Raw genomic sequence first — 24,463 nt, 5'->3', positions numbered from 1 at the left:
CTGGGCTCAGGTCTGCTTGTTGCGTCGCCCGACGAGCCAGATGATGAAGCCGACAGCGGCCATGCCTGAGGCAGCAAGGATGAAGACCGGCCACGAACTCACAATCGTTGACACAATCGACTCACCGAACGAGGGCGATGATGGTTTGTCGCTGCGAGGCTCTGGCGTGTCGCCTCCGGTGATGAGGTCCGTGTCGTCGTCAGGCACTGGTGTGTCCGGGTTCTGCGGGACGGGGTCCGAGTAGTCCGGAGGAGGGGGGTCGTTATTTCCGGGCATCCAATCGTTGCCGACATCTCCGGGAATCTGGTCGCGTGTATCGGATGAGCCGTTTCCGGTCGCAGGATCCGGGGTGGTGTTCTCACCGTCTGGTCCCTCATCTCCCGAGGTTGTTCCGGAGCCGTCCGTGTCTGCCGAGCCTTTGTCGTCTTGCCCGCCGTCCTTGTCCGAGCTGCCGTCGTTACCGGCATCTCCTACGCTGTCGGAGTTGCCGGAATCAGAGTCGGAATTAGAGCCGTCCGAGGATGACGAGGAATTCGAATCAGAATTCTTCTTGGCCGAATTGGCGTCTGACGATGACGAAGCGTCAGCGTCTTTCGAATCGGCCTGTGCTGAGTCTGATGCGTTGGAGTCAGAAGACGCCTTCGATGAGGACTTGCTGTCCGAGGAGCTGCTCGAGTTCGCGTTCTTGCTGTCGGTCGAGGCGGTGGCGTTCTTCGAGCCGGTGTCGTTGCTATCTGCGTTGGAGTCCTCGGATGCACTCGTATCCGCGTTACTGGACGAGTCTTTGTCTTTCCCATCGGCACCGGAAGCGTCGGTATTGTCGTCGGCGTTGGGGTTCTCATCTGCGTTCGCATCAGGGTCACTGTCGGCATCGTCGCCGGGATCTGGGGGGTACGACTCACCCGCGACGGTGATGTTCTTGCCGTTCGAGGTGAAGGTCCACGCGGGCTCGGGTGGACCGTCGAAATCTGTGAAGCGCATCGCTTTGCCGCTTTCGGCGTCAATAACTACACCATTTTGATTGAGCGAGTACTTGGCGGGTGCTTCTGCTGCTGCCTCAGGCACGGGGTTTCCGCTGTCGTCGGTGCTGGTCTGAGTCGGCCAGCGCTTGCCAACTTCCTTCTGGGGAGGACCATCGAACTTTGCGCCCTCCCAGCTCCTAGGCATGCTTCCGGGTTTGCTATCCGGCGTCGCTAGCTTAAGTGTCTGCTCGTCCTCGTCCCAGGTCGCTTTTAGCGGTTTGGCGGTCTTGCATGGAGGATCACCGTCGGTGAATTCTTTTTCGGGGCTACAAGCTTTATCTTTGGTCTCGTCCTCGTCTGCCCCAGCATCGGTGCGTTCGTTGCTACCAGACCCACCCGAATCCGCCGCAGACGCAGCATCCTTACCGTCGGCTGAATCTCCGGCTTCTGAATCAGTGTTCCCAGTCGCGGAAGCACTTGCCTCCGCCTCCGCAGTCGGAGTGGGTGCGGCGGTTGCAGGAACGATTGTGGCCGTGATCGGCAGGAATACCAGGGCAAGAGCAGTGCCGAGGGCGGCCGCTGTGCGGCTGAACTCGTGTCTAATTGGCACTGTGTTCCTTTGCGGTGGGGGCTCCGGCATCAAACATACAAGGGGGCATGACGGACAGGCACGTCGCCGTCCATCATAATGGCTGCGGCAAGGGTGAGAAAGTCATTGTCTACTTCTCGCCGGAGTCGGACGTCTTCTCATAGGCGCGAATCGTGGAATCGTTGCCGTCGACAATGGCGGTTGCGCCGTCGTCGGTCAGTGCTAACAGGTTGGTGTCTGTGCGGTAGGCGTGCTTGCCCGCCAACAGGCAGGAGGCCTCGCCAACGGTGCAGGGGACGATCGTGCCCCGCGGTTCAGACAGGTGGATGTCCTTGCTGGAGGTGTCCATGAGCAGCAGCCCGGATTCCAGGTCGAAGAGGTACGGGCCGATGTAGGCTCGCTTTCCGCCCTGGCCGCGCACCCATGACATCTCGCCGACGATGTCGGTCGTGGTGGTGACGGTCGATAGGATCGAGCCGTCTTCCAGGGAGTGGATGACGAGCTGGATGCGGTGACCGGAATTCGTCGAAGCACCCTGCTCACCCCACAGCGTGACCGCTTTGCCGTGGCCGGTAGAGACCCATTTGATGATTTGGAGCCCGTCGGCGGGAGCTTCGAGCTTGATGGAGCGTTCATCACCGGACTTGATGTTCTTCGCCTTAACCGGACCATTCCAGTCTGAGCTGAAGAGCTCGTCGTTCTCGATTGCCATGGGCGTCGACCCTGATTCGGGAGTCGGTACGTTCACGAGCCCGTCGGCGCCGAACGTGGACAGGCGGTTGCCCGACTTGATGAGGACGCTCGTACCGGCAGATGTGATGCGAGCATTCTCCGGCAGGTGGTAGGTCTTGGGCTTGTCCGCACCGTCGATGAGCGCCTTGGCCGTGTCACCGGCCTGCCACAGCAGCGCGGGTTTGCCGTCGATGATCGTGTCGACCGCGAACGTCGGGGCCTCGCTGGTCTTTCCGGAGTAGCGGGTCTTCCCCGTCTCGGAGTCGAGGACTTCGAGCGTGTCCCCGTCGACGACGAGCACACCGCGATCCGAGGCGGTCACCGAGGCGTCCTTGGAGATCTTCGTCTCCCACTTCGGGGAGTTGTCGAAGCCGGGGACGATGTCTTCGGTCTTGTCGACCGAGAGCTTGGAGGCCGGATTGATCTGCTTTTCCGATTCGATCGTCTGCGGTGAGTCCTGGGAACCGGCGGGGACGATGTTCGGGATGACGAACGCCCCGATCATCAGGATCACGATGCCGATGAGCACGAGGCCCGGTACGGTGATCTTCTTCAGCTGTTGGGGCGGGTTCCGCTGTGAGTGATTGCGTCGACTCGAGTGCTTGCGCACCCGAGTCCGCTTCACCTTCGGAGCCGAAGGAGCTGCGGGTCCGGAGAACGGCGTGCCCAGGGGGTAGTCCTCCCCGTTGCCCGCCTCAGCGTCGTCCTTGGCCCGTGACGTCTCCGCGTCGGCAGGTGCACTGTCCGTCGCCGAGGTGGTCGTGCTCTCCTCTGCCAAGGTGTTCGCGTGCGCGGTTGAAGGTGCGGTCGAAGAAGGGGCGGTCGACGAGGAATCTTCCTTCGACGGGGAGGGGGGAGGAGTGGAGGATGCAGAAGCGGCGGGCGCGATCTTGCCAGTCTCGTCCAGGAGGACGTCAACTTCCTGTTTGCCGTCGTCGATGGTCACGGGCACTTGGGTCGCGGTCTCCCTGGCATAGTCGCCAAGGTAGGTCATGGCCTGCCCGGTGTCGGAATAGCGACTCGTCGCACCATTGAGGGTGAGATAGGTGAACCCGTCCTGAGAGACGGAGATCAGCGCACGAGCCATGTATTGGGTTCCTTGAGCAGTATCGACGGTGGGGCCGGGACAATCCTATTGAATACCAGCGGGTGCGCCTACCGTTTGGTCGAAACCGTTATACATCGCTACTGAATCGTTGCACGTCAGGAGATCTGTGTCTCATTGTGCACCATATGCGCTGTGAGTTTGCCCGGCCGCCTGAGTGAGGTTAGGATGTATCTTGCTGTCTGCACCTGTGTGCAGCGCATGTGGTGGGTATAGCTCAGCTGGTAGAGCGCCGCGTTGTGGTCGCGGATGTCGCGGGTTCAAGTCCCGTTACTCACCCCGAGCTGACAAGCCCCGGACTCCGAGAGAACTCAAGGAGTCCGGGGCTTTTCGCATCCCTGCTCCTCTGCTGGACGAGCATCGGACGGCCGTCTAGCGGACTGCACGCCTGATCGCGCGGACTGCGCAGCTGATCACAGAGCCACTCCTCTGGACTTCCGTCGGTGAAGTGACAATACTCGGTGGCAGGTGCCTTCTTCGTGAAGGACCCGATCTGTGAATCACGATTCGACGAACAGGAGACGTGCTATGAATACCCCAGAGAGCATCGCCTACACCGCAAAGGCCGAAGTCACGGGAGGCCGTGACGGTCATGGAGCCACGGACGACAAGGCACTCGACGTCGATCTGCGCAGCCCCAAGGAAATGGGCGGACCCGGTGGAGGAACCAACCCGGAGCAGCTCTTCGCCGTCGGCTACGGAGCCTGCTTCCAGGGCGCCATGGGCCTGGCCGGCAAGGAGCTCGGGGTCGATACCTCGAAGTCCGTCGTTCACTCCGAAGTCGGAATCGGCAAGGAAGGGGAGAGCTTCGGAATCAGCGTCAAGCTCACCGTGACCATCCCCGGCGCTGATCAGGACACCGCGCAGAAGGTCGTCGACCGCACCCACGAGCTGTGCCCCTACTCGAAGGCCACTCGCGGAAACATTCCGGTCGAGCTCGTCGTCAACGGCTCCTGACCAGCAAGCTCTGACCATCTCGGCACCCGAGAGATCTCTCGGGTGCCGAGATGAGTGGGAGAAGAACTCATGAGTATTGACTTCGACCTCACCGTCGTCGGCAGCATCAACGCCGACATCACCGCCACCACGCACCGCCTGCCCAGCCCCGGCGAGACCGTCGGGGGAGGACAGCTCGTCTACAGCGCGGGCGCCGTCGGAACCGATGCCTCGGGGACAGCGATGCGCGAAGCCCCGACACGAGCAGGGGGCCAGCTCGATGACATTGCCGTCATCGAATCCGAGACTGGCACGGCTCTGATCATGGTCGATGGAAACGGTGCTGACCCAGCTCGAGATCTCGCTCGACCTCATCACCGAACTCGCCAGCCGTGTGAAAGGCCGATTCGTCGTCAACGCGGCTCCCGCTCTCCCTCTGCCCGCCGAGGTGGTCGATCGTGGCGATCTCATCATCGTCGACGAGACCGAGTACGCACTGCTCCCGCAGCTGAGAAACTCCCTCGGTGCCGAAGCCGTGATGGATTTCGCCGCGCAGCCCGAATTCCGCGCACTCGAACACTGCATCGCAGCCGCAGCCACCTCGACCACCAGGACGAACTCAACGTGACCGACCAGACTCCACGTACTCAGCGCTCCCTCTTCACCGGCCTGAGCGCCTTCCCGCTCACGCCGATCCATGACGAGAGGATCGACGAAGCGGAGTATGTCGGCCTGCTCGAGCGCCTCGTCGCAGCCCAAGTCGACTCGATCACCGCGCTGGGATCAACCGGCTCCTACGCCTACCTGAGCACCGATGAGCGAGCGCGCGTCACCGAACTGACCGTCGCCAATTCCGGTCACACGCCCGTGCTCGTGGGCGTCGGTGCCCTGCGCACACGGGACGTGCTCGCCAACGTCGAATCCGCCCAGGCAGCCGGGGCTCAGGGACTGCTCCTCGCACCGGTCAGCTACCAGAGCCTGACTGAGGCGGACGTGTTCGAACTCTTCCGCACCGTCGCTGCCGCCACCGATCTTCCGCTCGTCGTCTACGACAACCCGGGCACCACCCACTTCACGTTCACCACTGAGCTCTACGGACGCCTGGCGGCCCTCGACGGCATCGCATCAATCAAGATTCCCGGCTTCGATGCTGCCCCGGATGCCTGGACGCAGCGTGTGGATGAGATCCGCGCCGCCGTCGGTGACCACGTGAGCATCGGAGTCTCGGGGGACGGGTTCGGCGCCGCCGGACTCAACGCCGGATGCGATGCCTGGTACACGGCCATCGGTGGCACTCTGCCGACGCCGATGGCCGACATCACCCGCGCCGCGCTCGCCGGTGAGACTGAAAAGGCCGCACTGCTGTCGGCCGCACTCCAGCCGCTGTGGGACCTGTTCTCCGACTTCGGCGGCAGCCTGCGCGTGGTCGCCGCAGTCGCCGAGCATCTCGGCCTCGTCCGCCCGCACTCCCTGCCGCTGCCGCTCCTCGGCCTCGACGACGATCAGAAGCGAAGGGTTGCCGAGGTGGTCGACCGCCTCGAACTCAGCTGAGTTCAGGCGAGGTCCGACTTCGCGGGTGCAACGGATCCGACCTTGAGATGCGGCCGGGTGCCCGCCTCGGCGGCGTATTCATTCCCCGTCCACCGGGAGTTGGGGTATGGGCAGGACTGCGTGCCTATGAATGGATGGTTGTGGGCACAACCGTCCCACGCCCGCTTCGACCACCGGAGATCCGATGGCACATCCGCCCTCACCGCTTCCGTCCGCACCGCACACGATCACGGCCGGACTGGCCGCACTGCTGCTGTCCACAGGAATGAGCGTGGGACTCACCGGAGTCAGCGGCGGAGCTGCGCAGGCGGCCGAGGTCCCGGATCCGATCAGCCATTCCGCCCCGGATGCGGCTCTCGAGCTCGACAGCCTGGGCTCCTACGAGACCGGCCAGTTCGATGAATCCGCGGCAGAGATCACGGCTGTCCACGGAGACACCGTCTACACGGTCAACGCGCAGGCCGCGACCGTCGACATCATCGACTTCTCCGACCCTGCCGAGCCGGAGAAGCTCGGGGAGATCACCGGGCCGGGAGTCGCGAACTCCGTCGCTATCCGCGATGACGGACTCGGCGTCATCGCACTTGAAGACGAGGACAAGACGAAGACCGGATCTCTGCTGTTCTTCGACGCCAGCACCCCCTCGGCAAAGGTGCTCGGATCCGTACCTGCGGGATCACTGCCCGACATGGTCACAGTCACCCCCGACGGCGCGCATGCGCTGGTCGCCAATGAGGGCGAACCAGCCGAGGATTTCTCCACCGATCCCGAAGGCTCGGTGACGGTGGTGGATCTGCCCGCCGAGGTGGCCGCCCCGAAGGAATCGGATGTGCACACAGCTGACTTCCACGCTTTCGAGGAGGGCGGGGCTAGGACGTTGCCCGACGATGTTCGGATCTTCGGGCCCGAGCCGCACGACGATCACCCGATCTCGCGCAATCTCGAGCCCGAGTACATCACCATTGCCGGTGACAAGGCCTACGCGACGCTGCAGGAGGCGAACTCGATCGCCGTCGTCGACATCGCCTCGGCGGAGGTCACCGACATCCTGCCCCTGGGATACAAGGATCACGGACAAGCCGGCAACGGTCTCGACGCCTCCGACCGGGATCCCAAAGACGCTCCCGAGACGAACATTGAGACGTATCCCGGTCTCAGGGGCGCGTACATGCCGGACACGATCTCGACGTTCTCCTCCGGTGGCACCGACTACCTGGTCACAGCGAACGAAGGCGACTCGCGTGAGTGGGGAGATTTCGTCGACGCGGCCAGGGTCAAGGACCTCGGCGATGACGGGCTGGCCCCGGTGTGCGCCGACTCGCCATTGGCCGACGAACTCGACGATGAGGATCTGGGCCGGCTCAACATCATCACCGACATGGGCCTGAACGAGAGCGGCGAATGCTATGACGAGCTCTATGCCTTCGGCGCACGGTCATTCTCCGTGTGGACCACCGACGGGAAGCTGATTGCCGATTCCGGTGACACCTTCGAGCAGATGACCGCCGAGGCGATCCCCGACTTCTTCAACTCGAACCATTCCGAGTCGAACTCCGAAGGTCGCAGCGACGACAAGGGTCCAGAGCCCGAAGCGCTGACCGTCGGCGAGGTGGGGGAGACGACTTACGCGTTCCTCGGCTTCGAACGCGTCGGCGGAATCGCCGCTTTCGACCTCAGCAACCCGTCACAGCCGGAGTTCGTGACCTACTTCAACAACAGGGACTTCTCCGTCTCGGTCGAGGACGAGATCGAGGATGCCTCAGACCCGGGCGCACTGCTCTCGAGCGCCGGTGACCTGGGACCTGAAGGACTCACGTTCCTGAACAGGGACGAGTCTCCGAGTGGTGAGGCGGCGCTGGTCGTCGGCAATGAAGTCTCAGGCACCACGAGCCTGTACTCGGTCGCCGATCTCAAGGACGACGACAGCGGGGACTCGGAAGCGGGATCGGACTCGCAGGCTGCAACGGGTGCTGATGGCGCCGCGGCAGACTCCGACTCTGAGGCCGAGGGCTCCGGCTCGGCCGCTGACGGCACGCCGGTGAGCGCAGACGCGGATGCGGACTCCGGCGGGTCCGGTTCCACGAGTGCCGGTTCGAACGGCGCGTCCGGAAGCGGTGCGGAAGCATCAGCTGAGGGAGCAGATTCGGGCAGCACCACCTCGGCGGGTGGAAGTGCCTCGGTCGAAGGGCCTGAGGGCAATGCCTCAGTCGACGACGATGGCAAGGATGACAACGGCGGCTCACTGCCGAAGACCGGTGCCGACCTCGGTCAGTACCTGCTCATCGGCGGTATCGCTTTCGCGCTCATCGCCATCGGAATCATCGCGTTCATTGTGACCAAGCGCCGTTAGATGTCACTTGACTTTGCATCAGGTCCTTCCCCGCTGCTGGGAAAGTGGTGACAGCACGACCTGTGCCTTCTCTATGGTCTCCACATCGCACCGGTGGCCTGACTGCATACTCAGCGGCCACATCAGACAGCCACCTAGAGTTCGGTTGTTCTCAGCCCCGAGGTTGGTGCACCCTGAGCTCGAAACCACCACCGTCCCCATCCCGCACGCGGGAATCAACCGTCGTTTTCACGATTGGCCAGCGTCTCCAGTCAGTGCCGCCGATTCAGCTGGTTCGGCGTCAGTCGATCTTGCCGATGGGTTCGCGCTTCTCGGCCTGGAACTGGTCCTCGGCGCGACCGCGCGCCCAATAGGCGGAGATCGACAGTGATTCGCGTGGCACCTCGTGTTCTTTGAGCACCCGTCGGATCGTCGTGATCGTCTCCCGCTCACCATGGGCGAAGACCTGCGGAGTGCCTTCACGCCAGTCGAGGCCGCGAACAGCTGCAATGAGCTCATCGTCGTTGTCGACCCAGACCACAAAGACGCCAGCAGGAGTCTCGGGAAGCAGCCGGTCGGCTTCGTCTGCGACGGCAGCGATGACGATTCCCCTCGCCTGGGTGTCCATGGCCTCAACCGCCGTGCTCACTGCGGGGATCGCAGTGTGGTCGGCGATGAGCAGGTGCCAGGGAGCGACAGGGTCGGGTTGGTATTTGCCGCCGGCGCCGACCATGACGATGGTGTCGCCTGGCTGGGCCATCGTGGCCCAGGGCCCGGCAACGCCCTCGCCGCCGTGAATGACGAAGTCCAGCGACAGCCATTTCTCGTCTTCGTTGATCTCCCGCACGGTGTAGGTGCGTTTGCGGGGCAGCTTCTCGGGAGAATTCTCCCGCAGTTCAGTCAGATCGTAGGGCGGGGTCAGCCCGTGCTGGGGATCGGCGAACATGAGTTTGACGTACTTGTCTGTCGCCTCATTGTTCGAGATCGCGTCGAAACCGTCTCCGCCGACCTTGATCCGAATGAGATTCGGGGTGATCTTTGCGACCTCTTGCACCGACATGACCGCCTGTGGGCGGGGCGGTCGAGCTGAGCGTTCGGGCGTGCTGGGAGTGGTCGACATTGAGAGCCTTCCTATGGGGTAAGTTAGCCTCACCTTAGCAAATGATCATGTCAGACCCTGTCAGACGGCTCTCTGGGACCAGTCCTCACGCAGCCGCCGCAGTCCCTTGAGCGCCTTGGGGGAGTCGACGTATTCGACATCGGGCAGGGGCGAGTTCGGACTCTTGCACAGGAGCATGTCCTCGGGGTCCATCAGCGCGATCCGTTTGCCGTCCTCTTCCAGGCGGCTCATCGCCTCGGTGAACATTCGTCTGGCCACTCCATTGATCTCGTTGACACGGCGCAGGTCCAGGACGACGACCTCGACGTTGGATTCGGGAGCATCCATGGTCCTAATGACGTTTTCGGCACCGCTCCACTGGATGAGGCCCTGCAGGCTGCAGATGCGGACCATGACTCCCTGAGAGTCCACGAAGCGGCGGTCACGGCGAATGATCGAGCGAGCAGGTTCGGGGGCGTCCATGATGTGCAGACTCAGCTCACGTGAGAGCGTCCGGAAGATATTGGCTCCGCGAACACTCGTCCCGTGTTTGTCCAAACGCGGAGAGAAAGTCGCGATTCCGACCTGCCCGGGCAGGACCCCGAAGACTCCGCCGGAGACACCGGACTTGGCGGGCACGCCGATCTCAGTCATCCAGTCACCGGCAGCGTCGTACATGCCGCAGGTCATCATGACACCGAGGACCTGTCGGTTCACACGGGGAGAGAGCACCTGCTTGCCGGTGATGGGGTTGATCCCGCCAGCGGCCAGAGTGGCGGCCATGATTCCCAGATCCTTGGTGGTGATGAGGATCGAGCATTGGGCGATATAGCCCTGGACCACCTCGTCGGGCTGGTCGGTGTAGACACCGTAGGACCGGAGCATATTGGCGATCGCGACATTGCGGTAGGCCTCACCCCATTCGCCCTCAGCCACCGAATCGTCGACGCGCAGCTGTCGGCCGGCGAACTCGGACAGGCCGGCACGCACGATCTCGATGCGCTCGGCCAGTGAGGTTCCCGGCTCGCCCAGGAGCGAATGTGTGACCATGGCACCGGCATTGATCATCGGGTTGAGCGGTTTGCCGGACATCTTGTCCAGGGAGAGTTCGTTGAAGGCCTCTCCGCTGGGCTCGACGCCCACCATGTCGAGGACCGCGGCCAGCCCTTCCTGCTCGATCGCCATGCCGTAGATGAAGGGCTTCGACATCGACTGGATGGAGAACTCGAAATCCGAATCACCGGAGGTGTATTCGACCCCGTCGAGGGTGGAGAGGCAGATGCCCAGCTTCTCGGGGTCGGCCGCAGCCAGATCCGGAATATAGTCCGCGTTCGCACCGGACCGGTCTGACCTGTGACGATCGAGCGTCTCGTCCAAAAAATCAGGGATAGGGGATCGCATTGCACCTCCTGGAGTGTGATGAAGTTCGGTTGCTTGTGCTGGGGGCGCCAGTTGCCCGACTGCTATTCTCACACACCCATGCAGGTGGGGAGCCGACTGCGGCGGGGCCGCAGGCAGCTGGAGTGTGTGGCAGAACTGGCACCAGATTGTCACCGGCACCGCAACGTCGCATCATACGGTGAGAAGATGCCGAAGCCAATCAAGATCATCATCGCCGGTGCCATCGGATTCGCAGCGATTCTCGTGGTCGTCGTCATCGTGTCCTCGATGATCACTCGGATCCCCGATGTGCTGCCGGACCGGGTCAGACTTCCCCAGCAGGCGCTGACTCCCGAGGAGATCACCGTGACCGCAGCGCCGCAGGCCGATGGAACACTGCAGGTGAGTGAACGCCTGATCTTCGATGCTCCCGAAGGTGCTGACCGCCCGATTCTCTGGTATCTCGGCGGCGAGTCGATCGGCTGGCCGGCAGGAGACGGCGATGTCCCGCGCTACGCCGTCATGCCACGGGCCTCCGAGGTCTCAGCCCGGGAGTTGGACACGGTTGAGGAGTCGACGAAGAACGATCCCGTCGAGGTTGCCCAACTGAACGTGACACGTGATGATTCCGATGTCGATGATCTCTTCTACGATGACGTCGGCTATGAGTTTGCGAATCCGCATCCGCCAGGTGAGAACGTGATGTGGACCAAGGGCCGCCACGTCGTCGACGTCTCCTACATCCTTGATGACGTGTACCTCAACGTCGAAGGACACGAGCTCTTCGTCCTGCCGTTGCAATTTCCCTCTGGCTCGAATGAAGCGCCGAGCATCCGCACCGTCTCTCTGGAAGCAGGCGGTCCGATCCGGTGCCTGCCGGACAATATGGAGTTCGAGCCCGACGCTGACTGCAGTGGATTGGACAAGCATCGCTTCGCCGAGGGTGGGACCAGACTCACCTGGCAGGAGGACATGACCAGCAGCATCGGTGCCATCGGGTTCGCAGCCCCGGACACCTTGCAGACCGAGCCGATTCCCGTCTACGAACATCGAAGGAATTGATCATGGGGCGTAGAATTTCGAGAATCCGACCATCGAAGTGGGCAGTGGGCACGGCAGCACTCTCAGCGACCGTCCTGGCCACCTTCATGGGCGCGGTCACCGCCGATGGTGTCTTAGCCGCACCCAACCCGTACATGGGGGATGCCGCCACGCACACCATCACCATCGACTCCGATGGCAGCTATCAAGTGCACATCGACCAGACCATGGAACTGGCCCGGGACTACGACTTCACCTTCGGCGGCACCGTCCACGACGGCTTTCGCCTGCCCGACACCGAGTCCGTGCTGCCGCCCTACCTTCGTGCACAGTACTCAGACCCCGCGATGACCATGGATGGTGAACCCGCCGAGGTGGACGTTGACCATATGATCCACGCCGTCAGCATCTCCGCCGAGGACGAATTCACCGAAGGAGAGCACGAAGGCACCGTCGACTACCAGGTCACCGGCGCGGCAGTCGGTTCCGCTCAGGCGAAGACGAATGCCGGGGGAGTTGTCGTCTACTTCCGACCCTTGGTGTCCGGGGACGTGGTCGTGAAATCAGGCGAACCGATCTCCGCAGTCGAATGCGAGGACTGGCCGCCGAAGGGCGAGCCCTGCGGAACTAAGTCCGGCGACGAGTGGCTGATCGGGCGTGGCGAACTCGCGGAGACCGACGCCGTGCGGATCAGTCTCGACACTGAGGAAGCAGGCCTCATCGAGCCGACGATCGACACGACGAAGTGAGGGTCGGCAGGCACGAGGTTCGCCTTCGTCCTCGCGATAGTTCACATCGGATCACTGGCCTTCTCCGCTGTCTCAGCACCCGGTGGTGTCACCACCGACCTGACTCACGCGAGCTGTGCTCCGCCTGAGCCCGCAGCCCGGCCTGACGGTGAAACTCCGTCGAGGCGCAGCACGGTCTCGAGCAGCACCTCGATTCCGGGCAGGATGTCAGCGAGTTCGGTGAATTCCTCGGGACAGTGGCTGCGACCATCACGAGAGGGCACGAAGATCATGCCCACCTGCGTCTTGGCGGCGATGATCCCCGCGTCGTGCCCGGCACCGGAGAACATGGTGGCGCGTGTATGGCCAAGGTCAGTGGCCACCTCGGCGATGGTTGAGGTGATCGGTTCGTGCAGGGGCACGGGCGCATCGTCCGTCGTCCACTCCATCTCCACATGCACACCGCGTTTGTCAGCGTTCTGGCTGGCGGCATCGGTGAGCCGCCGCTGTGCCTCCTGCAGCCATGAACCGTCGGGGCCGCGGAATTCGCCTTCGACGCTGGCGTTGGCCGAGACGACGTTGACGGCCTCGGGTGTGAATTGGATCTGACCACTGGTGCCGCGAGTGTTCGTCCCGGACTCTGCGATCGATTCCACGGCGAGCACGGTGCCGGCGGCTGCACACCCGGCGTCGGCTCGGACATCCATCGGGGTCGTGCCGGCGTGGTCCTGGCGACCGGTGAAGAGTGCCTTGAAGTGGTTGATCCCGGTGATCGCCTCAACCACACCGATCTGTTTGCCCATCCGCTCCAGCTCCGGCCCCTGCTCGATGTGGAGTTCGAGGAACGCGGTGACCTTCGAGAAGTCGTAGCGTGCATCGAGGAAGGCTTCGGGGTCGATGCCGGAGTCGGGCAGGGCCTCGGCGAGGCTGCGGCCATCGGTGTCCGTGGCAGTCAGAGTGGTGCGGTCGACGAGTCCGGTCATCGCTCGGGAGCCGACGCAGAAGAAGCCGAAGTCGTTGGGTTCCTCGTTGAAGAAGACCACGACCACGAGGTCATGGTCGAGTCGAACGTCGTTCTCCCGCAGCAGGCGCACAACCTCGATGGCGCCGAGGACACCGGTGATCCCATCGAAGCGTCCACCACCATCAACGGTGTCGGTGTGGGACCCGAGCATGATCTCTCGCCCACCTAGGCGACCGGGCAGCACCCCGATGACATTGCCGGCACCGTCGACCCGAGTCGCCAGGCCCGCATGCTTCATCAGTGTTAGAGCGTAGTCGCGGCCGGCGATGTCGAATTCGCTCAGCGCTCGCCTCGTCCAGCCCGGTCGGTCCGAGTCGACGAGGGTCGCCAGCTCGGCGAGTTCGGATTCGAAGCGTTGTGCTACCGGGTTGATCGTGCTCATCGTTGAGCCTTTCTGATGGTGAAATGTGTCTGCCGTGGTGCGTCAGGCCTGGCCCACACCCAGGGTAGCGTTCTCTGCCTTGCGGTACCGGCGGTTCCTGCCGCCCAAGACCACCGATGCCAGCAGGGCGGCGATGACCGAGGCGCTGAGGATCGCGACCTTCGCATGCTCGTGTTCAGGGGAGCCGGGGGTGAAGCTGAGTTCGGCGACGAGGAGGGAGACCGTGAACCCGATTCCTGCGAGCAGGCCCACCCCGGCCAGATCGGGCCACTTCAGGCTCTGGTCCAGTCCAGCCGACGTGAAGCGGGTGACCAGCCACGTCGAGGTCAGGATCCCCAACGGTTTGCCCACGATCAGGGCCGCCATGATCGCAAAGGTCAGCGGTTGCCTGAACGCCGTGGCCAGACCCTCGAGTCCGCCCACGGCGACACCGGCGGCGAAGAAGGCGAACACGGGGACCGCGAATCCCGCGGACAGTGGGCGCAGGCGGTGTTCGATCACCTCGGCGAGGTTGGGCCTGAGACCCTGATCTCCCTTCCGCCTGCGTGCCAGGGCGGGGATGGTGAACCCGAGCAGCACACCCGCGATCGTCGCATGGACACCGGAGGAGTGCATGAGCGCCCAGGCGATGAGTCCCAGCGGCAGCAGGATGACCCACGCCGCCCAGGCTTTATCGACGAAGAATGTTCTGAACCGGGAGGCGATGAGTCCGTAGACGATGATGACCGCAACAGCTGCCAGGAGGGGGAAGAGGGTGATGGTCTCGGTGTAGAAGACGGCGATGATGCCGATCGCCAGCAGATCATCGACGGCGGCGAGGGTGAGGAGGAAGATACGCAGCGACTTGGGCAGGTGGGAGCCGACGATCGCGAGGATCGCGACGGCGAACGCGATGTCCGTTGCGGTGGGTATCGCCCATCCGCGCAGCAGCTCCGGGTGGGAGACCATGAGCGCCGTGTAGATGAGGGCGGGGACGATGACCCCGCCTGCGGCGGCAGTGATCGGGACGATGGCTGTGCGGAAGCTGCGCAGATCCCCGTGGGTGAATTCGGTCTTCAGCTCCACTCCGACGAGGAAGAAGAAGATCGCCAGCAGACCGTCGGCGGCCCAGGTTCCCAGACTCAGCTGCAGGTGCCAGGCAGCGATGCCGACCTCGACGTCTCTGAGAGCGAAGTATGAGTCCGCGAGCGGAGAGTTCGCCCAGATGAGAGCAGTGAGGGCGGCGAGGACGAGGAGTCCGCCGCCCACGGTGTCCTTGCGCAGGGACGTGAATAGGCGAAATCCGCTGGTGGTCGCGGTCGCTGGAGATGATGAAGTCACGATGGGTCCATTTCGTTGCCGGAAGATGTGTTTCTCCGGCCCGAAACGTGTGCGGGTGCTCTGAGCGAACAGTCAGTGATCGAGCGCCGAGGCGGTCGTGCTCATGACGGTCTGCTCAGAGTATGGGCCGGAGGTGGTCTCCGGCCAGAAGTGGAGCTGTGCCCGACATCATCGGTCCCCACGAGGTGATGTACCCATTTGTGCCTGAGTGCCCAAGAACCCACACCTTCGGTGTGAATACGTCGTCGGGCATCGTGGGAGTCATCACCGTCAGTCTACGCGATCTCGGAATGTTCCGACGGGGCCGCGGGTCAGCTAACGACGTTCACACCTCAGCCCAGCGAGACGCCGGTGCCGTGGAGGCTGATCGCCAGGCCGGCATCGGTGGCCTTGATGTCCGTGAGTTCCAGGCCGGCGGGCAGGAAGTCGAGGTCGATGACGATATCTGAGATCGACGAGGTCAGAAACGAGGGGATCGAGTCGATGTCGACCTCAGCGGATCCGAGTCTGATCGTCGTGGCACTGACCACGACCCGCCGCGACTCTGCCTTCGGGTCGATGCCGATGAGCAGATCCTGTCCGAGCAGTGAGCCCTTGAGGTAGAGCCCGCCGTCGATCGTGGTGAACGACATGCCGCTGGGCAGCGAGGCATGTTCGGTGGCCAGAGCGTCGATCGTCGCCAGCGGAATCACCGCGCTCGCCTCAACCGTGCCGATCGGTCGCGAGGTGTCGGTGGGAACGTCGAAGAGCTTCGCATCGACGTCGGTGAAATCGACGTTCTCATACTGCGCCTGATCAGCAGTGACATGGACGGTGTTGAGCTTTCCGCTGGCCATCTGCGTCAGCACGGGGAAGCCCTCGACGTTGACATCGGCATCGCCGTAGGGCTCGAGGCTCGACGCGATCTTCGACTCGGTGGTGAAGTCGACGACCCGGTCGGCGGCGATGAAGCCGATGAGCAGCGTGACCACGATGATGATCGCGGTCATGATGAGTTTCGTGCGACGCTTCCTTCGCCGAGGTGGTTCGTGCGGGTACTCCAGAGTTCGAGCCGTCGTCATGGGCACCATTGTCGCGTACTGCGATTGCCCGTGTCGCCGTGGGGCCGGCTCACTCTTCGACGATGACCACGTCGAGGGTACGCGGACCGTGGACCCCCTCGACGCGTTTGAGTTCGATATCGCTTGTCGCCGAGGGACCGGAGATGAACGTCAGCGCCGCCTCCGGAGTCAGCCGCGCGATCCCTTCAGGGACGATATCGACGACGTCGGCGACGCGGACGACACACACGTGATGATCGGGCACCAGCGTGATCGCCCTTCTCCCGCACCCCGGAGACCCGTCGAGGACGATGGTTCCGGTCTGCGCGATCGCCACCGCCGAGGCGGTCACCACCGCCGCCTGTGCGTCGAGTTCGGGAATGCTCAGCTCCTGACCGGGAGCATCGACGGAGATCTCACCGGAGAACTCCTGCAGCCAGGACTCGTCGAGTCCGCGGGGCACGACGATGTTCGACCCCGACTCGAGGAGTCCTGCGATGGTCGCGGCAGGGTCACCGCTGACACGGTGGACGTTGGCCTTGTAGTCCTCAAGCCGGTCGATGAGGAGTGCGATGAGGTCCTCACCGGAGTGTGTGCCGGTGCGCAGATAGTCCGCGCTCTGATTGACCATGCCCCCGCCGGCTGCGGGAGTCCTCGAATCGGCGTCATCTGTGTTCTCATCCGTGCCGTGGCCCGCGCCGGTCCTGGACCCCGCGGCAGCTGAGGGTGAAGCGGCGGGTACGGTCCCGGAGGCGGATGAGACGTACTCGCCCCCACCTCGGCGACCGAGGGCCTGATTGATGCGGCCAAGGATCTCTTCGCGTGCGGTGTCCGTCATTTCTCGTCGTCCTCTTCCTCTTCCTCTGCACGGACCTCTTCCTCGGAGCGGGCCTCATCTTCGGCCCACATCGCTCTGAAGCTCTTCTCCGGCAGCCCGGGAATGTCACGGCTCGAGGTCCAGGCTCCCGCGATGCCAGGCAACGAGTTGATCTGATTTCCACCGGTGACCTTGTGGGCGAGGGGCAGACCGGATTCGGCCGCTGCCATCCGCTTGCCGTCGCCCATCATCCACGACGCACCGGTGAGCGCGGTGTCGAGTTGGGAAGAGACGGGGGAGTGGTTGGCTTTGACGTCCTCATTGCGCAGGTGGACGAGGATCTCGGGAATGTTGATCTTGACCGGGCACACGTCGTAGCAGGCTCCGCACAGGCTTGAGGCGTAGGGCAGTGAGCCGTTCTCTTCGACTTCGATACCGGTCATCAGCGGTGAGAGGATCGCGCCGATCGGCCCTGGGTAGGTCGATCCGTAGGCGTGTCCGCCGGTGCGCTCATAGATGGGGCAGACGTTCATGCACGCCGAGCAGCGGATGCAGTTGAGTGCCGTGCGCCCGTGCTCGTCGGCCAGGGCGCGGGTGCGTCCGTTGTCGAGGAGGACGAGGTGGACGTTCTGCGGGCCGTCGCCGGGAGTCTTGCCGGTCCAGAAAGAGGTGTAGGGGTTCATCCGCTCTCCGGTCGATGACCGGGGCAGCAGCTGCAGGAAGACCTCGAGATCGTCGAAGCTGGGCAGCAGCTTCTCGATGCCCATCACCGTGATCAGGGTCTCCGGCAGGGTCAGGCACATGCGGCCGTTGCCCTCCGATTCGACGACGCCGAGTGTCCCGGTGTCGGCGATGCCGAAGTTCGCTCCGGAGATCGCGACCTTCGTGGTCAGGAACTTGTGGCGCAGATGTCGTCGGGCCGCCTCGGCGAGGACGGCGGGCTCGTTCGTCAGCTCACCGGCGTCGGGCATCTTCTCCATGAAGATCTCGCGGATCTCGTCGCGGTTGCGGTGGATGGCGGGAACGAGGATGTGGCTGGGCTTATCGTCGCCGAGCTGGACGATGAGCTCTGCCAGGTCGGTTTCGAAGGCATCGATGTCCTGGGTTTCGAGGTGCTCGTTGAGCCCGATCTCCTGGGTCGCCATCGATTTGACCTTGATCACCTCACGGCGCCCGTTCTCAAGCACAGGAGCGTTGGCTTCGACGAGTTCGGTGACGATGGCGTTGGCCTCGTCGGCATCCCGTGCCCAGTGGATAATTCCTCCGGCAGCGGTGAACTTCTCTTCGAACTGCGCCAGATATTCGGGCAGGTTCTCCATCACCTGGTTCTTGGCACGTGAACCCGCTTCGCGCAGGGCTTCCCAATCATCGAGTTCGGCCACGACCTCGGAGCGTTTGTCGCGGATCGAGGCAGTGGCATGGCCGATGTTGTCGCGCAGCTGTTGGTTCGACAGATGCTGGTGTGAGACCTTCGCGAAGGACTCGTCTTCGACGATATTGCCCTGCCCGCCGGGGATCTCATGGTCGTGGCGCGTGGACCGCAGCAGCGGCATTCCCAGAAAGGTCATCGCAGACTCCCTCCACTCACGGTTGCTCCTTCACTTTGGACACGCAATGGGTCCTCCTTGGTCGAAGCGAGGATCCGAGCCAGGTGGACTGTGGACTGCCCGACTCTCAGGCCCGACTGGACCGGGCTCGGTTCCGTCGGGCGGGTGCTGTGTCCGCTCGACTTCAGATGATCGTCGTCACCGGCGCCGACGACAGCTGTGAGGTGATCGGTATTGTCATCGCTGGGGTCATTTGAGCTCGTGTGCTTCACATGCACGGCCGTGACGTCGGGGGCGCCCTCGAAGCTCCCGGTGCGTTGGAAGCGGGACATTCCGCCGCCCATGTGCAGGAGGCAGGACGCGTCTCCGCCGGTGCACACCTCGGCGCCGGTTGACTGGACGGTCCGGATCTTGTCGGCGAGCATCGCGGAGGAGACCTCCGGGTTCTTCACCGAGAACGTCCCTCCGAAGCCGCAGCAGGAATCAGCCAAGGGCAGTTCGACGAAGTCGATTCCCTCAACGGAGCGCAGCAGGTCACTCTGCCGATCACCAAGACGCAGCAGCCGCATCCCGTGGCACGAGGGATGGTAGGTCACGCGGTGGGGGAAATACGATCCGAGGTCCGCTGCGGCATCCGTGACGCCTTGGACATCGGTGAGGAACTGGGAGAGTTCATAGGTGCGTCCGGCCACCTCGGCGGCTTCCGAGGCCAGGGCATCGTTGCCCATCCGGCTGGCGACCATGGGCTGCTGGTGTCCCAGGGAGGCCACACAGGAGGCGGAAGGGGCGACGGCGACGTCCCATTCGGTATCGGTGAAGGCCCGAACGTGGTTGGCGATGACCGGTTCGGCCTGCGCGAATTTGCCGGAGTTGATGTGCATCTGACCGCAACAGGATTGCCCCTCGGGGAAGATCACCTGATGTCCCAGCCTGCGCAGAATCGTCACGGTCGCCTGGGCGACCTCCGGGTACATGGCATCGACGATGCACGTGGCGAACAGTGCAATCTTCATCTGACCTCCAAGCCGAGTTGCCTGCAGTGCCAAGAATCGGATCCGGGGCATGGCCTCTGGTGGAGGTCGATCGAATGCGACGGAAGTGGTTCTTGTCACAAATGTGGTCAGACCATACCATAGGGGGAAGTTCCCGCAAAGACCTCAGAGCTGATGACGTTGACACCGCGCAGATGCCGGGCCTTCGAGCGGACTCCAGGACGGCGAAAAGGCAATTACGATGAATAAGGCTTATGAAATAGTCCTTGCCGGAATCGAGTGTGCATTCCTCGATGGCTCCCTCACCCTGGGTGACCGTCTGCCGGGGGAGCGGGCCCTGGCTGAGCGCTTCGCCGTGTCCCGATCCAGTGTGCGTGAGGCCATTCGCATCCTCGATGCTGTCGGCCTCATCCGCTCCGGCGTCGGATCGGGGCCAGGCGCCGGATCGGTCATCGTCTCCGAGCCCTCGGTCGGCTTGTCACGGGCATTGAAGCTGCACGTCTCGGCCCGACACATCGCCCCCGCAGATGTGCTGACGACTCGAGTCGTCCTCGAATCCGATGCGGTCGCCACCGCCGCAGAGGCTGTCGCCGCTGCGAAGTCGGCCGGTGTCGAAAAGTCGGCCGACGCCGAGGAATCGACTGACGTCGAAGATCCAGCGGGTGTCGGGATGTCGGCGGCACGCATTCCCGGCCTCGGCGACATCCACCTCAAGAGGGCTGAAGAGCTTCTGGCCAGGATGCGCGAACCCGGCGTCGTCAAGGAGAGCTTCCACGATCTCGATGCCAGATTCCATCGTGAGCTGTGTGCTGCAGCAGGCAACCCGGTCACCGACATCATCCTCGCCTCACTGTCGAGCAGCATTGTTGACTATGTCTCCTCCGCGGCCGCCGCGACTGAAGACTGGACCTGGGTGCAAACCGAGCTCACGAAGCAACACGCCGGTCTTCTCGACAGCATTCTGGCCGGCGATGCTGACCGTGCTCGGCGTGAATGCGCGGCCCATATCCACTGGTTTGCCAGGACCACCGGCATCGACGCGGCGGGAACGTGACCAAGGCAACATGCACCTGACCATAGGATTGGAACCATGAACTCTCAGCGCACACAGAACATCAGGACCGTCTCCTCGCGTCTCAACTCATTCCACTCGGCAATGTACTTCTCCGAGACCGTGGGGCAGGAGTATGCCAAGCACGGAGTCGAACCAGGAGTCGAAGCGACCCTGGCGGCACGATCTGCTCCATTGGGCCGCGTGAATGCCGGGGTGGTCAGCGCCGCCTACTACAACTACTCACATGCCTTCCTCTCAACCCAGTTCCCGAAGCTGTGGGACAAGGTCTCACCGGAGACCATGGTGCAGGCTCGCTTCGATGCGGTGGGGGTCTTCATGGCCGAACTCTTCGAATCCCGAGAGGACATCGCCCTGCTCACGGAGGCGGCCACGGAGTTGGCCACAGCCATGACGCCGGTGCTGGCGAACATGGACTTCTCGGGTCGGGCATTGGCCCAGGCAACCGCGGACGCGCTCACCGCACATACACCGAACACCGCGTTCGAGCAGCTGTGGGCGGTGGCGACCATTGCCCGAGAGTTCCGCGGTGACGGACATGTGGCCGCGCTGGTGACAGCAGGCGTTCCCGGGATCGACGCGCTCATGCTCGACGTCGCCACAGGTGCTTCGTTCAAGCCGCGTGCGGCCCAGAAGACTCGTGGATTCACCGACGAGGAATGGAAGAGCGCACAGTCGCGCCTGGCCGAGGCCGGTCTCATCACGGTCGGTGCGGACGAACGTGGCTTCGACCTGCCAGCCATCACCGACGCGGGCCGCGATCTCAAGGAACAGGTCGAGCAGCTCACCGACGGCACGGTGGCCGCGGCCTGGTCGGCACTGAGCGATGAGGAGATCGAGGCACTCGTGTCTCCGAGCCGCAGCCTGATCAAGGTGCTGGCCCAGTCGGGAGCCTTCCCCGCCACGGTCTTCGCCCAGCCGGCCAAAAAGACCAGCTGAGCGTCAAGACCAACGGAAGGTAAAGACCAGCTGGGCGCTACGACCAGCTGAGCCTCAGCGTCGGCTCAGGGTCGAGCCGATGCCCGCTCCACGTGTGAGCGGGCATGCTCGATCGCGCTGGGCAGATCATCGAAGAGATGCCTCTTGTCCCTGAGCGCACCGAGCACACCGACGTGGCGGAACAGTTCGACGTGGGAGTCCTTGACCCCCTTGATGAGAACCGTGATTCCCCGGCGTTCGAAGGTGCGTACCACCTCGGCGAGGATGCGTGCACCGGAGGCGTCGACGAGCTCGAGCTGGGACATCCGCAGGATCACTACGACGATCCCGTCGAGTTCCATGACTTCGTCGAAGACCCGGTCGGATGAGGCGAAGAACAGCGGCCCATCGAAGCGCACGATCGAGATCGAGTCATCGCCGGGGTGGGCGGAACCCTCGGCAGAGACCTCTTCGATCGTCACTCCGGTCGCCCGGGACAGGTTGCGCAGCGCGAAGGCCGCGGCCACCACCATTCCGATTCCGACCGCGATGATGAGGTCGAAGGAAATCGTGATCAGCGCGGTGACGACGAAGCCGGCGGCATCGGAACGCGTCGAACGCATGATGGCGCGCACGGTGTTCAGATGAACCATTCGCACCGCGGTGACGAAGAGGACCCCGCCCAGAGCCGCGAGGGGAATCTGGCTCACCGGAGCGGCCGCCGCGAGGACGATGGCCAACAGGACCAGGGCGTGGACAATCGATGCCAGCCTGGTGCGACCGCCGGCACGGATGTTGACCGAAGTGCGAGCGATCGCGCCGGTCGCAGGCATGCCGCCGAAGAGTGAGGAGCCGATGGAGGCGATCCCCTGCCCGACCAGCTCCCGATCGGGATGGTAGGCGCCGGCATCCGACATGGAGGAGGCCACCCGGGCCGAGAGCAGCGATTCGATGGCGGCCAGCGCGGCGATCGTCCCCGCAGCCGGCAGCAGCCCACCGATGGCCCCGAGGTCGATGGCAGGAACAGAGGGCAGAGGCAGCGAGCGTGGAATCTCTCCGATGCTCGCGAGGGGATTGGGCACAAGCGCGGCGAGGACCGTGACGATGACGATGCCGACCAGTGAACCCGGGATCGAGGAGTGGATCTTCGGTGCGAAGATCATGCATACGGCGACGATTGCAACCGCAGCAAGCGAATAGGGCAGGTAGGACCAGTCGACCTCGCCGATGAGATGACCGGCCGCGACGAGTGCATTCGTGCTGTGCTCACCAGGCTTCGAGTCTCCCGGTGTGGTGACGAACGGGACCTGCTGCAAGAAGATGATGGCCGCGATTCCCAGAGTGAATCCCTCGATCACGGGCCAGGGGATGAATGAGACTGCACGCCCCAGACGCAGCAGTCCGGCCGCCACGACGATGATCCCGGCGATGAGCGTCACCGCCACCACCGCCTCGGCGCCTTGAGTGGCGACGATGGGCACGAGCACGACCGCCATGGCACCGGTCGGTCCCGAGATCTGCACATGCGAGCCACCGAAGATCGCAGCGAGGACTCCCGCCACGATCGCAGTGATCAGGCCCTGTTCCGCGGTGAGTCCTGAGCTCACACCGAAGCCGAGTGCCAGCGGCAGTGCGACGATGCCGACGGTGACGCCGGCGAGGAGGTCCTTGGGCCACGAACGCCGCGTCTCGCCGTAGTCGGAGACTCCTGGCAGCAGAGCACGTACCCGTCTGAGTGCGCCGATCAGGGCCGCCGAGGTGGTCGTTGGCGAACTCATGATGCGGGCTCGCGCGTGGTCGCGGCGGTGTCCACAGTCGCAGGACCGCCTGGAATCTGCGGCAGCGTCTGGGCCTGGGCCAAGCGGCCGCCGTCGTCTTCGAGCATCGACAGCAGCAGCGACCTGGCCACGGAGAGCAGTTCGGCGGTGCGCCGATCGGCCAGGCGATAGAAGACATGACTGGCCCGACGCTCGGATTCGACCAGGCGGTGTCGGCGCAGCACGGCAAGGTGCTGGGACAGATGGGAGGCTTCGAGCCCGGTCTCGGCCTGCAGATCGGTGACACTGACTTCCGCAGCACCGGCGAGGAGCTCGAGGATCCGAATCCGGTAGGGGTGGGCCAAGCCTTTGAATAGGTTCGCTTTGACCTCATACAGAGGCCGCTGTACGTGATTTAGTGGCATGATGAAATCATCATTTCATATGAATGAAGAAAACCGTGCATTGCACGGTTCTCTTTGTTGCTTGCGGGAGTCTTGCGCTCCTGACTCAGCGGGAGATGTGTGAGCTCACCTCGGCGGCGATGGACTTCGCCTCTTCGGACGTTGGTCCCTCAGCTGAGAAGACGGCCTTGCGGTAGTACTGGAGTTCCACGATCGAGTCGAGGATGTCGCCGAGGGCGCGGTGACCGCCGTGCTTCTCCGGGGACTGGAAATAGGCGCGGGGGAACCACTGCTTGCTCAGTTCCTTGATCGAGGAGACGTCGATGATCCGATAGTGGAGGTGGTCGACAAGCTCGGGCATCTGCTTTGTGAGGAACACCTTGTCGGTGCCCACGGAGTTTCCGCCCAGCGGTGCTTTGCCCGACTCCGGGACATGCTGCTTGATGTATTCGAGCACCTGGGTCTGCGCATCGGCGACCGTCGTTCCCGCATCGAGTTCGGTGATGAGGCCGGAACTCGTATGCATCTGGGTGACGAAGTCATTCATGTTCTCCAGCGCCCCAGCGGAGGGTTTGATGACGATGTCGATGCCCTCGTCGAGGGGGTTGAGGTCGAAGTCGGTGATCACAGCCGCCACTTCGATGAGCTCGTCCCTGACTTCGTCGAGGCCGGTCATTTCACAGTCGATCCACACAATTTTGTCGTTGCTCACCAGCCCAGCTTAAAGCAGAGCGAGGC

At 63.5% G+C, this 24,463-nt stretch carries 20 protein-coding genes, 1 tRNA gene and 1 pseudogene; 9 read left to right on the top strand and 13 right to left on the bottom strand.

The genetic code is table 11. The features are described 5' to 3' along the window. Positions 1-6: 6 nt before the first annotated feature. Together AAFP32_RS11520 and AAFP32_RS11515 are read right to left on the bottom strand one after the other, a co-directional pair. Positions 7-1,572: a hypothetical protein gene (locus tag AAFP32_RS11520; RefSeq protein ID WP_350269255.1), complete on the bottom strand. Its 1,566-nt coding sequence runs from the start codon at positions 1,570-1,572 to the stop codon at positions 7-9. Between the two features lie 109 nt (positions 1,573-1,681). Beyond that, entirely contained in the window at positions 1,682-3,370 is a 1,689-nt protein-coding gene (locus tag AAFP32_RS11515; RefSeq protein ID WP_350269254.1) for a hypothetical protein, read from the bottom strand. A gap of 224 nt (positions 3,371-3,594) precedes the next feature. Between AAFP32_RS11515 and AAFP32_RS11510 the strand changes: the two genes are divergently transcribed. The 5 genes from AAFP32_RS11510 to AAFP32_RS11490 all read left to right on the top strand — a co-directional run bounded on the left by AAFP32_RS11510 (position 3,595) and on the right by AAFP32_RS11490 (position 8,225). Next, positions 3,595-3,667, top strand: a tRNA-His gene (locus AAFP32_RS11510). A gap of 249 nt (positions 3,668-3,916) precedes the next feature. Then, positions 3,917-4,345 (top strand): organic hydroperoxide resistance protein, encoded by a 429-nt coding sequence (locus AAFP32_RS11505; RefSeq protein WP_101619604.1) that lies wholly within the window; start codon positions 3,917-3,919, stop codon positions 4,343-4,345. A gap of 310 nt (positions 4,346-4,655) precedes the next feature. Beyond that, a complete protein-coding gene (locus AAFP32_RS11500) occupies positions 4,656-4,952 on the top strand; it encodes a hypothetical protein (protein ID WP_350269253.1) in 297 nt (98 codons plus the stop codon). Then, a complete protein-coding gene (locus AAFP32_RS11495; protein WP_350269252.1) occupies positions 4,949-5,875 on the top strand; it encodes a dihydrodipicolinate synthase family protein in 927 nt (308 codons plus the stop codon). The genes AAFP32_RS11500 and AAFP32_RS11495 overlap by 4 nt, the downstream gene beginning before the upstream one ends. A gap of 184 nt (positions 5,876-6,059) precedes the next feature. Continuing rightward, positions 6,060-8,225 carry a choice-of-anchor I family protein gene (locus AAFP32_RS11490; protein ID WP_350269251.1) on the top strand — a complete coding sequence of 722 codons (2,166 nt, stop codon included), beginning with the start codon at positions 6,060-6,062 and terminating at the stop codon, positions 8,223-8,225. 280 nt (positions 8,226-8,505) lie between these two features. On the opposite strand, the gene AAFP32_RS11485 is transcribed toward AAFP32_RS11490, so the two are convergent. Further along, positions 8,506-9,324 (bottom strand): siderophore-interacting protein, encoded by an 819-nt coding sequence (locus AAFP32_RS11485; RefSeq protein ID WP_350269250.1) that lies wholly within the window; start codon positions 9,322-9,324, stop codon positions 8,506-8,508. A gap of 60 nt (positions 9,325-9,384) precedes the next feature. Further along, positions 9,385-10,704, bottom strand: coding sequence for a glutaminase (locus AAFP32_RS11480; RefSeq protein ID WP_101619607.1), 1,320 nt, complete (start codon positions 10,702-10,704; stop codon positions 9,385-9,387). A gap of 186 nt (positions 10,705-10,890) precedes the next feature. Between AAFP32_RS11480 and AAFP32_RS11475 the strand changes: the two genes are divergently transcribed. Continuing rightward, positions 10,891-11,745 (top strand): hypothetical protein, encoded by an 855-nt coding sequence (locus tag AAFP32_RS11475; RefSeq protein ID WP_350269249.1) that lies wholly within the window; start codon positions 10,891-10,893, stop codon positions 11,743-11,745. Between the two features lie 44 nt (positions 11,746-11,789). Continuing rightward, positions 11,790-12,473 carry a hypothetical protein gene (locus AAFP32_RS11470; protein ID WP_350269248.1) on the top strand — a complete coding sequence of 228 codons (684 nt, stop codon included), beginning with the start codon at positions 11,790-11,792 and terminating at the stop codon, positions 12,471-12,473. 104 nt (positions 12,474-12,577) lie between these two features. On the opposite strand, the gene AAFP32_RS11465 is transcribed toward AAFP32_RS11470, so the two are convergent. The 6 genes and pseudogenes from AAFP32_RS11465 to AAFP32_RS11440 form a co-directional block, all read right to left on the bottom strand. Continuing rightward, entirely contained in the window at positions 12,578-13,858 is a 1,281-nt protein-coding gene (locus AAFP32_RS11465) for a M20 family metallo-hydrolase (RefSeq protein WP_350269247.1), read from the bottom strand. Between the two features lie 42 nt (positions 13,859-13,900). After that, positions 13,901-15,178 carry a Na+/H+ antiporter NhaA gene (nhaA, locus tag AAFP32_RS11460; RefSeq protein WP_350269246.1) on the bottom strand — a complete coding sequence of 426 codons (1,278 nt, stop codon included), beginning with the start codon at positions 15,176-15,178 and terminating at the stop codon, positions 13,901-13,903. Positions 15,179-15,510: 332 nt separating this feature from the next. Continuing rightward, positions 15,511-16,239, bottom strand: coding sequence for a DUF2993 domain-containing protein (locus tag AAFP32_RS11455; protein WP_350269245.1), 729 nt, complete (start codon positions 16,237-16,239; stop codon positions 15,511-15,513). Positions 16,240-16,288: 49 nt separating this feature from the next. Beyond that, positions 16,289-17,056 carry a LutC/YkgG family protein gene (locus tag AAFP32_RS11450; RefSeq protein ID WP_350269244.1) on the bottom strand — a complete coding sequence of 256 codons (768 nt, stop codon included), beginning with the start codon at positions 17,054-17,056 and terminating at the stop codon, positions 16,289-16,291. Further along, positions 17,053-18,603 (bottom strand): lactate utilization protein B, encoded by a 1,551-nt coding sequence (locus AAFP32_RS11445; RefSeq protein ID WP_350269243.1) that lies wholly within the window; start codon positions 18,601-18,603, stop codon positions 17,053-17,055. Before AAFP32_RS11445 ends, AAFP32_RS11450 begins: the two co-directional genes overlap by 4 nt. Positions 18,604-18,905: 302 nt before the next feature. After that, positions 18,906-19,595, bottom strand: a pseudogene (locus AAFP32_RS11440) ((Fe-S)-binding protein); the annotation flags it as partial. Positions 19,596-19,815: 220 nt separating this feature from the next. Here AAFP32_RS11440 and AAFP32_RS11435 point away from each other — a divergent pair. Both AAFP32_RS11435 and AAFP32_RS11430 read left to right on the top strand, forming a co-directional pair. Continuing rightward, complete coding sequence (locus AAFP32_RS11435; RefSeq protein ID WP_350269242.1) at positions 19,816-20,628, top strand: FadR/GntR family transcriptional regulator; 813 nt, start codon at positions 19,816-19,818, stop codon at positions 20,626-20,628. Positions 20,629-20,664: 36 nt separating this feature from the next. Beyond that, a complete protein-coding gene (locus AAFP32_RS11430) occupies positions 20,665-21,585 on the top strand; it encodes an SCO6745 family protein (RefSeq protein ID WP_350269241.1) in 921 nt (306 codons plus the stop codon). Between the two features lie 65 nt (positions 21,586-21,650). On the opposite strand, the gene AAFP32_RS11425 is transcribed toward AAFP32_RS11430, so the two are convergent. The 3 genes from AAFP32_RS11425 to orn form a co-directional block, all read right to left on the bottom strand. Next, entirely contained in the window at positions 21,651-23,342 is a 1,692-nt protein-coding gene (locus AAFP32_RS11425; RefSeq protein WP_350269240.1) for a SulP family inorganic anion transporter, read from the bottom strand. Further along, on the bottom strand, positions 23,339-23,746 hold the full coding sequence (locus AAFP32_RS11420; protein WP_101619616.1) for an ArsR/SmtB family transcription factor: 408 nt from the start codon (positions 23,744-23,746) through the stop codon (positions 23,339-23,341). Before AAFP32_RS11420 ends, AAFP32_RS11425 begins: the two co-directional genes overlap by 4 nt. A gap of 85 nt (positions 23,747-23,831) precedes the next feature. Next, a complete protein-coding gene (orn, locus tag AAFP32_RS11415) occupies positions 23,832-24,401 on the bottom strand; it encodes an oligoribonuclease (RefSeq protein WP_350271492.1) in 570 nt (189 codons plus the stop codon). Between the last annotated feature and the right edge of the window lie 62 nt (positions 24,402-24,463).

The sequence above is a fragment of the Brevibacterium sp. CBA3109 genome, from assembly GCF_040256645.1.
Lineage (GTDB): Bacteria > Actinomycetota > Actinomycetes > Actinomycetales > Brevibacteriaceae > Brevibacterium > Brevibacterium koreense.
This window is presented reverse-complemented; position numbering and strand designations above follow the sequence as displayed.